At 60.4% G+C, this 13,604-nt stretch carries 8 protein-coding genes; 4 read left to right on the forward strand and 4 right to left on the reverse strand.

What is annotated here, in order from left to right:
- Window positions 1-41: 41 nt before the first annotated feature.
- On the reverse strand, window positions 42-1,181 hold the full coding sequence (locus SRB521_RS14100; RefSeq protein WP_033116978.1) for a tyrosine-type recombinase/integrase: 1,140 nt from the start codon (window positions 1,179-1,181) through the stop codon (window positions 42-44).
- 171 nt (window positions 1,182-1,352) lie between these two features.
- Between SRB521_RS14100 and SRB521_RS14105 the strand changes: the two genes are divergently transcribed.
- The 4 genes from SRB521_RS14105 to SRB521_RS14120 all read left to right on the forward strand — a co-directional run bounded on the left by SRB521_RS14105 (window position 1,353) and on the right by SRB521_RS14120 (window position 9,669).
- Window positions 1,353-4,049 carry an S-layer homology domain-containing protein gene (locus SRB521_RS14105; protein WP_165366649.1) on the forward strand — a complete coding sequence of 899 codons (2,697 nt, stop codon included), beginning with the start codon at window positions 1,353-1,355 and terminating at the stop codon, window positions 4,047-4,049.
- Between the two features lie 270 nt (window positions 4,050-4,319).
- Complete coding sequence (locus SRB521_RS14110; RefSeq protein WP_075704645.1) at window positions 4,320-5,702, forward strand: undecaprenyl-phosphate glucose phosphotransferase; 1,383 nt, start codon at window positions 4,320-4,322, stop codon at window positions 5,700-5,702.
- Between the two features lie 18 nt (window positions 5,703-5,720).
- Window positions 5,721-8,279: an O-antigen ligase family protein gene (locus SRB521_RS14115; RefSeq protein WP_116722638.1), complete on the forward strand. Its 2,559-nt coding sequence runs from the start codon at window positions 5,721-5,723 to the stop codon at window positions 8,277-8,279.
- A gap of 247 nt (window positions 8,280-8,526) precedes the next feature.
- Window positions 8,527-9,669, forward strand: a complete 1,143-nt coding sequence (locus SRB521_RS14120) for a glycosyltransferase (RefSeq protein WP_116722637.1) — start codon at window positions 8,527-8,529, stop codon at window positions 9,667-9,669.
- A gap of 304 nt (window positions 9,670-9,973) precedes the next feature.
- Here SRB521_RS14120 and SRB521_RS14125 read toward each other — a convergent pair whose 3' ends face one another.
- The 3 genes from SRB521_RS14125 to rplQ all read right to left on the reverse strand — a co-directional run bounded on the left by SRB521_RS14125 (window position 9,974) and on the right by rplQ (window position 13,523).
- A complete protein-coding gene (locus SRB521_RS14125; RefSeq protein ID WP_165366650.1) occupies window positions 9,974-12,520 on the reverse strand; it encodes an S-layer homology domain-containing protein in 2,547 nt (848 codons plus the stop codon).
- A 179-nt stretch (window positions 12,521-12,699) separates the two neighbouring features.
- A complete protein-coding gene (locus tag SRB521_RS14130) occupies window positions 12,700-12,966 on the reverse strand; it encodes a putative Se/S carrier protein (RefSeq protein WP_075704649.1) in 267 nt (88 codons plus the stop codon).
- Window positions 12,967-13,181: 215 nt separating this feature from the next.
- The gene (gene rplQ / locus SRB521_RS14135) at window positions 13,182-13,523 is read right to left on the reverse strand and encodes a 50S ribosomal protein L17 (RefSeq protein WP_033116884.1); all 342 of its coding nucleotides are present in this window, start codon (window positions 13,521-13,523) and stop codon (window positions 13,182-13,184) included.
- Window positions 13,524-13,604: the final 81 nt, after the last annotated feature.

The raw sequence follows: 13,604 nt of genomic DNA on the forward strand, positions 1-13,604 counted from the left end.
ATAGCACAAAGTTCAAAAAAAGTCTCTTCCTTTTTCTGTTTTCAAGCGCCCCGGATACTTCTGGCCACCGCGCTGACCGCCTCGACATGGGTCTGGTCGAAAATATGGGTATAGACCCTGCCCGTCACCACCACATCCTTGTGCCCCAGCGCACGACTGATATCCGGCAGCGGGATGTGGGCGCTGTTGGCCACACTGGCAAAGGTGTGGCGCAGGCCGTGGAGAGTAATGGGGGGTAGCCCGTTGACCTCCACAAACGCCTCCATGGCCCGGGTGACCTGATTGGGGTTCCAGGGCCGTCCCCGCCGGTCTGCGAGTACAAAACCGGTGTCCTCGGCCAGACCGGCGCACACCGCCGCGCGCTGCTCCTCCCGGGTACGGCGGAGCAGACGCTCCAGGTCCTCCAGCCCCGCAAAGCCCAGGCTCCGGAGAGAGTTGGGCGTTTTGGGAGGCTTTTCCACCACGGTCCCGCCGGCGGTGGTGCGGGCCAGACGGACGGAGAGCACCTTCTTCCGAAAATCGATGTTCTCCCAGCGCAGGCCGCAGATCTCCCCCCGGCGAAGGCCCAGATACCCGGCCAGCTTGACGATGAGCTCCATCCGCCCGCCCTCCGCGGCCTGGAAGAGCAGCTTGAGCTCCTGCGGCGTATAGTAGAGCTGGCGGGCCGCCCGCGCTCTGGGGGGCTCCACCCGGTCCACAGGGTTACTGCCGAGGATCTCCTGGCGAAACGCCAGCTTTAGCGCCGTGTGCAGCAGGATATGGTGCTTATGCACGGTGTTCGGGCTCAGCCCCTTGCCCTTGATCATCTGCGTATAATACTGCTGGATGCGCAGCGGCGTGAGCTCCCGCAGCAGGACCCGGCCCAGACTTGGCTTGAGGTGGTTCCGGATGATGTTGGCATAGCAGTAGTAGGTGGTGTATTCCAAGTTGGGCCGTACGATCTCCTCCAGCCAGTAGTCCAGCCACGCCCCAACGGTGATGGCCTCGGCCGCCGGGAGCCCCCCCTCCCTGCGCTCCGCCGCAAAGGTTTCGACCGCCTGGACCGCCTCCCGCTCGCTGCGGAAGGTCCTTGTCCATCGCTCCCGCCGCCCGTTCTTTCCGCGCCCTCCGTCAAAGTAGGCGTAGTAGAGCTTCTTTTCCGTGTCATAGGCCACATTCTTTCCTATCCGTTTTCTAGACATCGTATCCTCCTATCGGTCTGTGTCAGGGACGTTCCGGCGTCCGTCCCACAGATATCCACGGTTACCAGATGGCTACCCGCCTCCTCGCAAAGGCTTGTGCGGAGCGGCCTTTCCCCCGTATGCGGCAAGATGTCTCCTCCTCCCGGGAAAATAATGAAGGAGGAATTCCACATGAGAAACCTCAAGCGGGCTCTTAGCCTGGCAATGGCTTCCATCATGGTCCTGGGCATGATGGTCGTCGGCGCCGGCGCTGTGAGCTACGACGACTTTTCCGACAAGGACAAGATCGTCAACGACGAGGCCGTCTCCATGCTCGTTGAGCTGAATGTCATCAACGGCAAGGACGACGGCAGCTTTGATCCCGAGGGGATCGTGACCCGTGCCGAGATGGCCAAGATGATCTGCGTCGTCCTCAACGGCGGCAAGGATCCCAGCCTGGGCAACGTGTCCAACTACACCTACACCGACACGGTGGGCCACTGGGCTGCTGCGTACATTGAGTACTGCACCACCCTGGGCATCGTGGCCGGCGACGGCACCGGCAAGTTCAACCCCTCCAACACCGTGACCGGTGCTGAGGCGGCCAAGATGCTGCTGGTGGCTCTGGGCTTCAAGTCCGAGATCGAAGGCTTCACCGGCGCGAACTGGGCCGTGAACGTCAACGTGCGCGCCAACCAGAAGGGCCTGTTCGACGAGCTGAGCATCAACCCCTCCGAGGGTCTGTCCCGCGACAACGCCGCTCAGATGGTGTGGAACGCCCTGGATGCCGGCGTGGTCTCCTATGACTACACCCTGATCACCGACGGCTCCTCCATCACCTCCAGCCCCACCCTCAAGGACGACAAGGACGACAAGACCCTGTTGGAGGACAAGTTCAAGGTCGCCAAGCTGGAGGGCGTGATCATCTCCAACGAGTACGCCACCTCCACCAGCACCGCTCCTGAAAAAGAGGGCAACACCATCCTGCTGCTGACCTCTGACGACGCCACCAGCGGCAAGGACGAGGGCGCTAAGATCACCCTGAAGACCACCACCGCCGCCAACCTGCTGGGCAAGTCCGTCACTATGTTTGCCAAGGACTGGAAGAACGGGTCCTATGACACCGTGCTGGGCAATCCTGTCCTCTCCTCCGACAACCTGATCGCCACCATCACCGAGGATTCCGACTCCGACGACGTGAACGACGCCCTGAAGGCCGCCGGCATCAAGACGGTGAAGGACGCCGTCCTGGTGGAAAACTATGTCCGCAACAGCGATAAGGTCGACGGCAAGGACGTGGACCGCACCGTCTCCGGCATGGAGGCTGTGTCCAAGCTGACCGGCAACGGCATTGAGGTCACCGTCATCAGCAACGATGACGACAACGAGGCCGATTTCGTCATCGTGACCAAGATGATCGCCGGCAAGGTCTCCGCCTATAACGCCAACGGCAACGACGGCGACGGCTATATTACCGTCACCCCGTTCACCAACCTTGATGACAGCGATGATCGAATCTCTGGCGAGGAGTTTGACGACGTGGTGGGCGTCAAGGACGTGGCGAAGGACGACATCGTGCTCTACTACCGCGTGGACGACACCTATTATATTGAGAAGGCCGAATCCGTCAGCGTGACCGTTACCTCCACCAAGGGCGGCGACACCATTAAGGACGGCTCCGACACCTATGAGCAGTCCGCCCTGTCCTGGAAGTTCGACGACGACAGCAGCATCAAGAAGAACGCGAACCTGACCGACGTGGTGGAGATCGATGACGAGGTCACCCTGTATCTGGACAACTTCGGCTACGTCATCTATACGGACGGCTCCGAGAGCAGTGACGACTACATGTTCATCACCGGTGCGGATGCCAGCGTAAAGACGAATTTCGAGACCCTGACCATCAAAGCCGTGCTGAACGACGGCACCGAGGTCACCGCCTCCGTCAACAAGATCGACGGCAAGAAGCTCTCCACCTATGTGGAAAATGCCAAGGAAGATGCCAAGGAAGATGCCAAGGAAGATGCCAAGAAAGATGCCAAGAAGGAGAATAAAGACTACAGCGATCTCGACCTTGAGAAGGAAGTGCTCCATCAGATCGCAACCTATACCAAGAGCGGTTCCAGCTACAACATTAAGCTGAAGAAGACCGTTGCGATTGAGCAGGTGAAGAAGGGCAACGCCAAGCTGTCCGGTAACTACTCCGCCAACAGCAAGACCATCTTTGTAATCGGCGACCACAACGACAACTACAAGGCATACACCGGCATCTCCAACGTGCCCGACGTGGACAGCGTTGGAACCAATGGTGTGAAGGTCGCCTATGTCAAGGACAAGGAAACGGTGGCCAAGTTCGTGGCTGTGACCAAGGCCAAGACCTCCGATGGTGATACCGAGGGCATCTATATCCTGGGCAAGACCCCCTCTGCCAAGAAGAACAGCAGCGACGACACCATCTATGTGACCCAGGCCTATGTGAACGGCAAATATGTGGCCGAGTTGGAGTTGGAGGGCTACGACAAGGTCGACGGCGAGGTGTCGCGCGGCTACTACGGCGGTGTGACCACCAGCGGCAGCAATGTGGTGGACTGGCACGATCTTCTGAACGCGAAGAAGAACGGAGCCGATTACAGCAAGGACGATTGGTATGATTTCGGCAGCTACGTGACCGACTGCGGCGACGGCATCATCTCCAGTCAGAACCATAAGACCGCTCTGACCTACGACAAAGACACCGTGGTGATCGTTGTGGACGGCACCAAGGAGATGGCCCCCGGCGACATCGACGAGGTCATCTGCGTGGACGGCGCACCCTCTGACAGCGATGTGGTGGTTATCGTGCCTGACGACGATGATGAACACGCTGACTACGTGTTCATCATCCGCTGAGTACCTGTAGCCCCTGATTAAAAACGTTTGTTTTCCGCTCCCCATCCAAAGAATTGGATGGGGAGCGGTTTTGTAGTTGGGCACAAAATATTTACTTAGTGTAGAATTATTTAGTGAACAAAATATGAATATAAAATGAAATTTTTTTGTATTTTAAAAAGGTCCTCTTCTCTGCGTTCCCACAATCGCGGGAAGCTGTGTACTTTCATTGACATAACGGGCCATTCGGGATAAAATACTGTAGAATACAGGTGAATGTGGGAGAAAGCCATGATCAAGGAAAATCAGCGGCTGCTGAATCAGTTCAATGTGATCACAGATGGGGTGTCGGTTTTTTTCACCCTCCTTCTGGCCTTCTGGGTACGCTTTTTTCTGCTGCCCGGCGGCGAAATCTCCGTCCCCTTTTCCCACTATGTCTATCTGGGCCTCGCCTTGGTCCCCATCCATCTCTTCACATATGCCTCCTTCAGCCTTTATGAATCCTTCCGCAAAAAAAGGCTCTATCAGGAGCTGGGCCGGCTCTGCACCGCCAATGTGCTGGATATGGCCCTTTTGCAGACCTTTCTCTTCATGTTCAAGGAGGTCCACTTCTCCCGCTGGACGCTGATCTTTTTCTTCCTGCTGAACACCGCGCTCCTGGGAACCAAGCGCTTTTTTCTGCGCTATCTCCTGCGGCATTACCGCCAGAAGGGCTACAACCTCAAGCATGTGCTCATCGTGGGGGCGGGCCCCATGGCCCGGCGCTATCTGGATAAGATCCGCGCCGACAAGGAGCTGGGTTACCATCCGATGGGCTATGTCTCCGACCGGACCGGCTGGAAGGGCCTGGACCGGCTGGGCGGGTACGCCGATCTGGACCGTGTCCTGGAGCGGTACCGTCCGGACGAGGTGGTGTCCGCCATCCCCGCGGAAGAATTCAGCCAGACCCCGGCCATCATCTCCGCCTGTGAAAAGGCGGGCGTCAAGCTCTCCATGATCCCGTTCTACGCCGAATATATGCCCTCCAACCCTCAGTTCGACGACCTGGACGGCCTCCCTCTCATGAATATCCGGCGTATCCCCCTGGACAACTGGGGCAACGCCTTTCTCAAGCGGTGCATGGACCTGGTGGGCTCCCTGCTTCTCATCGTTCTCACCTCCCCGGTGATGCTCTTCGCGGCCATCGGGGTCAAGCTCTCCTCTCCCGGCCCCGTCATCTTCCGCCAGGAGCGGATCGGGCGGGATAAAAAGCCCTTTTCCATGTACAAATTCCGATCCATGCGGTTGAACAGCGGCCAGGACACGGGCTGGAGCCGGGACCGCGACGACCGCAAGACCAAATTCGGCGCCTTGATCCGCAAGTGCTCCATCGATGAGCTGCCCCAGCTCTTCAATGTGCTCAAAGGCGATATGAGCTTGGTGGGGCCGCGGCCCGAAGTCCCCTTTTACGTGGAACAATTTAAGGAGGAGATCCCGCTCTATATGGTCAAGCACCAGGTCCGCCCGGGCATCACCGGCTGGGCACAGGTCAACGGATTCCGGGGCGACACCTCGATCCGCGGCCGGATCGAGTGCGACATCTACTATATCGAGCATTGGACCCTCTTTTTTGATATCAAGATTCTGTTCATGACCCTCTTCAAAGGGCTCATCAACAGCGAAAAGCTGAACTGATACAAGGAGCGTAGAACCATGTCAAAAAAACAGACCAAGGCGTCCCGGAAGAGACCGGATGTTTCCCCTGCGGCGCCGGGTACGGAAGCCGCCGCCCCCGACGGTGGGGAGGCCCGGACCGCACCGGTCAGGCCGTCCCCCGCGCCCGGGCGCCCTCCCGCAGACCCTGAGCCGCCTCTCCGTATCGGCTGGAGCGCCCCTTTGCGCTATGCCATTCTGGGGGTGTTGCTCTTTCTGGTGATCGCCCTCCAGGCCGGAGGGAACGACCGGGCCGCCGCGGTGGGGATGTCTCTGGTCCTCATTGCCTGCGTCTTCGGCAGAATGCCCCAATGGAGCCTGCGCCACCGTCTTTCGATCCCTGTGCTGGCGGTGTTCGCCTACCTCCTCCTCAACAGCGCGGCCGGGCTCTATTCCCGGTTCGGCAGCTTTGCCGCCGGGGAGTTCGGTAAGATCCTCTGCGCCTTCTGTGTGTTCTGTGTGGTGCTGCTCCGGGCACGCCGGGGCGAGGCGCGGTATCTGGCCGCCATGGCCTCCGCCGTCAGCGCCGTCTTCGGCCTCATCAGCATCGACGGCTCCTCTCTCAAGCTGCTCTCCTCCGCCTTTATCCGGGTGATGGACGGGGCCCTGGGATGCTATTATGCCAGCCTCAGCACGGGCTACGAGTCCGGTATCCGCGTCACCGGCATCTTCGGCAACGCCAATGTTCTGGCCGGCTTCCTGGCGCTGGGCGTTTTTCTCGCCCTCTATCTGGTCCGCACGGCGGGCTCCCGCCGGGCCCGTCTGGGCGGCTGTATGCTCCTTTTCGTCAACTCCCTCAGCTTCCTGCTGGCCTTCAGCATGGGCGCCATCGGCATGTTTGCGGTCGCGGTGCTCTTCTATCTTCTGGCTGAACGGAAGGGGCTCCGCTTCTCGCTCTTCCTCCTGATGGTGGAGACAGCCGCCGTGGCCCTCCTGATGGCCTTTCTCTCCTTTGCCGGTCTGGGAAAGACCGGAGCCATGGCGGCGCTGCCGGTCTGCGCGGCGCTGCTGGGCGGCGTGCTCCTGTGGGCGCTCCACGAATTCGTGGGCCTGCCCCTCTCCCAGCGTCTCTCCGCCCATGGCCGGACCGCCGGTCTGGTGGTGGCCGGGCTGGCCGGGCTGCTGTGTGTCTACGCGGTGCTGGCCTTCAACGTCACCGGGGGCTACGCCCTCTCCCCCGGAGAGACCCTCCGCCGCTCGGTGTATCCCGCCCCCGGGGACTACACGCTGGAGGGCGACTGGAGCGGCGGGGTCCAGCTCACAGTGGAGAGCCAGAACAAGACCGAAACCATCATGCACACCAGCACGGTCCTCTACAGAGGGCCGCTGGACGGCGCGGCTTTCACCGTGCCGGAGGATTCCACCGTGGTCTACCTCGATCTCTCCGCCCAGGACGGTGCGGCGCTGGAGCGGCTGTCCCTCTCGGGCGGCCCCTCCGTCAAGCTGGGCTATCGCCTGCTGCCCGGCTTTGCCGCCAACCGCCTCCAGGGCCTGTGGGCCAATCAGAACGCCATCCAGCGCACGGAGTTCTTCCGGGACGGCCTGCGCATCTATGCCCAGAGCCCCGTCATCGGAAACGGGCTCGGCAGTGTGGAGGGGTTGGTCACCAGCGTACAGAGCTTTTACTATGAGAGCAAATACGTCCACAACCACTATATCCAGGTCCTGGCCGAGATGGGCATTCCGGGCCTGCTGGCTTTTCTGGCCATTCTGGGCTCCGCCGCCGTCACCCTCTGGAAGCGGCGGCGGGAGGGGGAGGAAGACGCACTGCTTCCGGCGCTCTGTGCCTGCCTGGCCATGGCGGCGCTCCATGCCGCCGCGGAGGCGGTGTGGTCCCTGGGACAGTATCAGACCATGGCCCTGCTGGTCCTGTCCATGATCGCCGTCTGCTTCGGCCGCCCTGTGACCAGACTGACCTCCAAAACCGCCGCGCTGGCCTCTTCGGCCCTCTTGTGTCTCTTTTCCGCCGTGTTCGCCTGGCTGCTCTACGGAAATCTCGCTGCGGAGCGGGCTTACGCCGAGATCCAGGCCGGCACCCGGATTCAGGACGCCTACAGCATGACCAATCTGGCCCGCCGCGACCGCTACGGCTGGGCCCAATACAAGCTGGATATGGCCGTCAACGCCGCCAGCTCTCCCGTGGAGGAATTCGCCCAGACCGCTGCAAGCTATGCCCAGGACTGCCGCAAGCTGCGGGTCCACTCCATCAACTTCAGCCTGGAACGGTACGTCTATCTGCCCCAGGGGCGGTATGAGGAGCTCTTCACCGCCTCCCGGGAGGGCATCCCTCAAAAAGCCTCCGTGTCCAGGACATGGCAGGAGGAATTCTCCCTCTATGAAGAGGCCCTTCGCAGCGACCCCGAGGGGGTCCTGGACGACATCCAGTGGTTCGCCGATCAGGTCCTCCAGACCGAGCAGATGATGCACGACTACAATGCCGACAGGATGGAGCCTGTCACCCTGACCGGTGACAATCTGGCTTTCCTGGAGCGTATCCAAGCGGTGAAGGCTACCGGGGCTACCGGGGCCGACGCCGCGGCGCTGCTGGGCCTGACATAACGGAAATTCGGAATATCGCTGCTTTCCCGCACGTTTTTACCGGGAAAGCAGCGGTATTTTCGGTCGAATGAAGCGCAGACGCAGGCCCTGTTTGGTCATATTTCCTATGACCAAACAGGGCCTGCGCTCTTGCATCTGAAAAAAAGATATACTATAATCAAATAACTTGAAAAGTGGGGTTACTTCTTTTATCGGAGGCTGGGCACAGCTTCCCTTATTTGAAACAAAGCCGTCAGGAGGTGCACCCATGCCCGGCAAGCTGCTCTATACCGCCTCTACATACTCCCATATCGCCAATTTTCACCTGCCCTATCTGCGCGCCTTCCGGGAGGCGGGATGGACCGTGCATGTGGCCTGCGGCGGAACGGCCATGGCGCTTCCCGAAGCCGACCGCGTGGTGGACGTCCCCTTTGCAAAGCGGATGACCGCGCCGGAAAACCTGGGGTGCGCCCGCCGCCTGGGGGAATTGATGAAGTGTGAGGCCTATGATCTGGTCATCACCCATACCTCCCTGGCGGCCTTTTTCACCCGGCTGCCCCTTCTGGGGCGGAAGGACCGCCCCCGCGTCATCAATACGGTCCACGGCTATCTCTTCGACGACGACACGACCGCCCCCAAGCGGCAAATCCTTCTGGCCGCCGAACGGCTCACCGCCCCCTGCACAGATCTGGTGCTGGTCATGAACCGCGCCGACGAGGCGCTGGCCCGGCGCTACCGCTTGGGCGGCGAGATTGGCTTTATCCCGGGCATGGGGGTCCCCTATGGGCGGCTGGACGCGGTCAGCGAGACGGATGGGCGGACATACCGCCGGGAACTTGGTATCCCCGACACCGCCTTTTTGATGGTCTACGCCGCGGAATTCTCCCGGCGGAAGCATCAGGCTTTTCTCATCCAGGCCCTCCGCGGCCTGCCGGAGCGGGCCATGCTCCTGCTCCCTGGAGAGGGTGCGGAGCGCGGGGCCTGCCAGGCTCTGGCGGAGGAGCTGGGGTTGGCGGAGCGGGTGCGCTTTCCCGGTCAGCTCGGGGATCCCTCCCTCTGTTACCGGGCGGCGGACTGCGCCGTGTCCTCCAGCCGCAGCGAGGGGCTTCCCTTCAATATCATGGAGGCCATGCACGCCGGTCTGCCGGTGGTGGCCAGCGATGTAAAAGGCCACCGGGATCTGTTGGGTGACGGCTGCGGTCTTTTATATCCCTACGACGACCGTGCCGCTTTCCAGAAGGCGGTCACGCTCCTGATGGATTCCCCCGGCGAGGCCATGCGCCTGGGCCTCGCCGCCGCCGGAGCCGCGGAACGCCTCCGCCTGGAGGCGGTACTGCCTCAGGTGCTGGAGGCCTACGGCCTCATCGTCCCCGCCGGGACACAGGAGCCCAGCGGCTCCGTCCGCACGTAGCCGGGCAAAAGAATACAGAGAGGTCAGCGCAAGTCGGCCTCTCTCTTTTTTTTGCCGCTCTTCCAGGTATAAAGCTTCCTGTGCCCGGGACACACTAGGATGGCGGGTGAAACGGACGTCACCGGAAGCTTTTGCGCATATGGGCAGTCCCAGCCCATGCGCTTGTGATCCCATGGCCGTACTCGCCGCAGGCGGTACGATGGCCTTTTTGCTGTGTCTTCGCACAGCAAAAAACGTCCCCCATCCAGTACTGGATGGGGGACGAAAAACACTTGTTTTTTAGTGATTGCGGTGTGTCTGATCCTTAGCGGATGATGAACACATAGTCGGCGTGACCCTCGTCACTGCCGGTACCCTCGACCAGGACCACCTTGGAGCTGGCGTTGGTGTCGCCCTTGACATAGACGATCTCATCGATGTCGCCGCCCTCAATGTGCTTGGTGCCGTCCACGATGATGACGGTGGTGTCCTTATCGTAGGTCAGAGCACCCTTGCCGTTGTTGATGATGCCGTCGCCGAAATCGGTCACGGCGCTACCGGCGTCAACCTTCTTGGGATCAAGCTTACTAAAGTCAACGGTGTTGCCGCCGCTGGTGCTCACATCCTTGTAGTAGCCGCGGGTGATGGTCTCGCCCTTGGTGTAGCCGTCCAGCTCCAGCTCAGCCACGTACTCGTCGTTCACATAGGCCTCAACCACATAGATGGTGTCGTCGCCGTCCTTCTTAGCGGAAGCGGTCTTGCCCAGGATGTAGATGCCGTTGGTATCGCCGTCGGAGGTGGTGGCACTCAGAGCAACCACGAACTTGGCAACGCCGGACTTGGCATAGCAGTACAGCTTCGCATCCTTGTTAGTCACATTGGGCACGTTGGAGATGCCGGTGTAGACCTTGTAGTTGTCGTTCTTGTCGCCGATCACGAAGATGGTCTTGCTGTTGGCGGTAGCGCCGCCCAGGTTGGCCTTATTCTTCTGAATCTGAGTGATTTTGGTATCGTCCTTCACAGTGATATTGTACTTCTCACCGGTCTTGGTGTAGGTCACGATCTTGTTGTTGACCATGGCCTCGGCAGCAGACTCAGTCTTGCCGTCGAAAGCAGAGGAGAGCTTCTTGCTGTCGAGCTTGTTGACGGAAGCGGTGACCTCGGTGCCGTCGGAGAGCACGCCCTTGATGGTCAGGCTCTCAAAGCCGGGCTTCACGGAGGCGTCGGAACCGGTGATGAACATATACTCATCAGCGGCGGTCACGGCGTCGGTGTACACCACGTAGCCGAAGTTGTCCAGATACAGGGTGACCTCGTCGTCAGGCTCTACAGCAGTGGTCAGCACGGTGTTGTTGTCATCGTCGTACTTGCTGGACAGAGCGGAGGCCTTATAGGTGTTCTTTCCGTCCTTGATGGTGTCACTGCCCTTGGTGGAGGTGACGGTCACGTTGACGGAGTCGGCCTTCTCAGCATAGAAGGTGTCGCCCACGCGGTAGTAGAGCACGATGTCGTCCTTCGCCAGGTCCTCAGAGCCCTTCACGTCAGCGAACTCAGCGCCGGCGATCTGGTCGGCCTTGGCAATATCGGTCAGCGCAGAAACGGTGATGTAGCCGTCGCCGTCGTTGCCCTTGGCGTTGTAGGCGGAGACCTTGCCGGCGATCATCTTGGTCACGATGACGAAATCGGCCTTGTTGTCGTTGTCGTTGCTGATGACGGTGACCTCAATGCCGTTGCCGGTCAGCTTGGCCACGTCGGCCATGCCGGAGATGGTGAGCTCCTTGTCGTCCTTGTCAGTGGCGCGGATGAAGTTCTGCACCAGAACGGCCTTGCTCACTTCCTTGATGCCGGCGTCCTTCAGGGCGTCCTTCACGTCGTCGGCGTCGGAGGACTCGCTGATGGTGGCGATCATGTTGTCAGAGGAGACAACGGGGTTGCCCAGCACGGTCTGATAAGCGCCGTTCTTCCAGTCCTTGGCGAACATGGTGACGGACTTGCCCAGCAGGTTGGCGGCGGTGGCAGTCTTCAGGGTGATGGTATCGCCCTCGTCCTGCTTGCTGTCGGCATCGTCGGAGGTCAGCAGGAGAACAGTGACATCCTCCTTCTCCACGGCGGTGCCGGTAGAGGTGGCATTCTCGTTGGCAACGATCACACCCTCCAGCTTGGCGACCTTAAACTTGTCGGTCAGCAGGGTCTTGCTCTCGTTGTCGATGAGGGTGGGGCTGGAGGTGATGGAGGAGCCGTCGGTGATCAGGGTGTAGTCATAGGAGACCACGCCGGCATCCAGGGCGTTCCACACCATCTGAGCGGCGTTGTCGCGGGTCAGACCCTCGGAGGGGTTGATGCTCAGCTCGTCGAACAGGCCCTTCTGGTTGGCGCGCACGTTGACGTTCACGGCCCAGTTCGCGCCGGTGAAGCCTTCGATCTCGGACTTGAAGCCCAGAGCCACCAGCAGCATCTTGGCCGCCTCAGCACCGGTCACGGTGTTGGAGGGGTTGAACTTGCCGGTGCCGTCGCCGGCCACGATGCCCAGGGTGGTGCAGTACTCAATGTACGCAGCAGCCCAGTGGCCCACCGTGTCGGTGTAGGTGTAGTTGGACACGTTGCCCAGGCTGGGATCCTTGCCGCCGTTGAGGACGACGCAGATCATCTTGGCCATCTCGGCACGGGTCACGATCCCCTCGGGATCAAAGCTGCCGTCGTCCTTGCCGTTGATGACATTCAGCTCAACGAGCATGGAAACGGCGTCGTCGTTGACGATCTTGTCCTTATCGGAAAAGTCGTCGTAGCTCACAGCGCCGGCGCCGACAACCATCATGCCCAGGACCATGATGGAAGCCATTGCCAGGCTAAGAGCCCGCTTGAGGTTTCTCATGTGGAATTCCTCCTTCATTATTTTCCCGGGAGGAGGAGACATCCTCTTCCCTAGGGTACGACGATACTATACAATCCAAACGCCTTTCCGTCAAGTGAAAAACCGGATTTGTAATATAAGCGTAATCTAGCGGCCATACTCTCCCAACCCATGGGGGAGCATGGCTTCGGGGCCGCCGCTCAGCATGGCCCGCCCCTGCTGGGGCCCCTGACCAGCTCCGTCCACGCTCCGTCACACTGGCTGTACAGCCGCTCCCACACCAGATGCCGCCACAGCGCCTCCGGAGGGCGCGCCCCCTCCTTCATCGGGAAGCACACACAGGTGCCGCAGGAGGCCGACACCGCCCTCGGCACCGGCATGAGGCGGACGTCCAGACCGGCGCTTTTCAGCGTCCGATTCGCAAAAATAGCGTCGAAATGGGAGGAAAACGTCATCAGATACAGCATAATAAAATATGTCCTCCTCCCGCTCCGTGGGCGCTGTGTCAAACGCTGGTCAAGCGTGTCTTCAGGCGGCAGGACACGCCGCCTGCGTCTGGGCTTCGCCGCCGCTTCCCTCTCAAAAGTCCAATTCTTTTTCCTCTGAAACAAGGAAGAGCCTCTTGCGGACTCCCGGGCACCGGGGGGGCCGCAAGAGGCTCTCTTCGCCCTTGAAGCAGGGATTACACCAACTGAACGATTGCCATCTCGGCGGCGTCGCCGCGGCGGGGCCCGATCTTTACGACGCGGGTATAGCCGCCGTCACGGGTGGCGTACTTGGGGCCGATCTCATCAAACAGCTTCTTGGCCACATCTTCCTTAGTGATGAAGCTCAGCGCCTGACGATAAGAGGCCAGGTTGTTGTGTTTGGCCAGGGTGATCATCTTTTCGCACACGGGGGCCACCTCTTTGGCGCGGGCATAGGTGGTCTTGATCTGGCCGTTCTCCAGCAGATAGGTCACCATAGCGCGGAGCATGGCCTTGCGCTGGTCGGAACGCTTACCCAGTTTACGGTATCCGGACATGTGAGTCAACTCCTATTGGCATTTCGCGCGGCGAAAGCCCTTGTAAATTCGTCCTGAGGACCCCCCGGCCCTCGGAAAGAC

Origin of the sequence: Intestinimonas butyriciproducens (genome assembly GCF_004154955.1) — a bacterium.
GTDB classification, from domain to species: Bacteria; Bacillota; Clostridia; order Oscillospirales; family Oscillospiraceae; genus Intestinimonas; species Intestinimonas butyriciproducens.

Excerpts from the sequence above, each read along its gene's own strand:
- SRB521_RS14110 (WP_075704645.1), top strand. The coding sequence starts at position 4,320 with ATGATCAAGGAAAATCAGCGGCTGCTGAATCAGTTCAATGTGATCACA.
- SRB521_RS14115 (WP_116722638.1), top strand. The coding sequence starts at position 5,721 with ATGTCAAAAAAACAGACCAAGGCGTCCCGGAAGAGACCGGATGTTTCC.
- rplQ (WP_033116884.1), bottom strand. The coding sequence starts at position 13,523 with ATGTCCGGATACCGTAAACTGGGTAAGCGTTCCGACCAGCGCAAGGCC.
- SRB521_RS14120 (WP_116722637.1), top strand. The coding sequence starts at position 8,527 with ATGCCCGGCAAGCTGCTCTATACCGCCTCTACATACTCCCATATCGCC.
- SRB521_RS14105 (WP_165366649.1), top strand. The coding sequence starts at position 1,353 with ATGAGAAACCTCAAGCGGGCTCTTAGCCTGGCAATGGCTTCCATCATG.
- SRB521_RS14125 (WP_165366650.1), bottom strand. The coding sequence starts at position 12,520 with ATGAGAAACCTCAAGCGGGCTCTTAGCCTGGCAATGGCTTCCATCATG.
- SRB521_RS14130 (WP_075704649.1), bottom strand. The coding sequence starts at position 12,966 with ATGCTGTATCTGATGACGTTTTCCTCCCATTTCGACGCTATTTTTGCG.
- SRB521_RS14100 (WP_033116978.1), bottom strand. The coding sequence starts at position 1,181 with ATGTCTAGAAAACGGATAGGAAAGAATGTGGCCTATGACACGGAAAAG.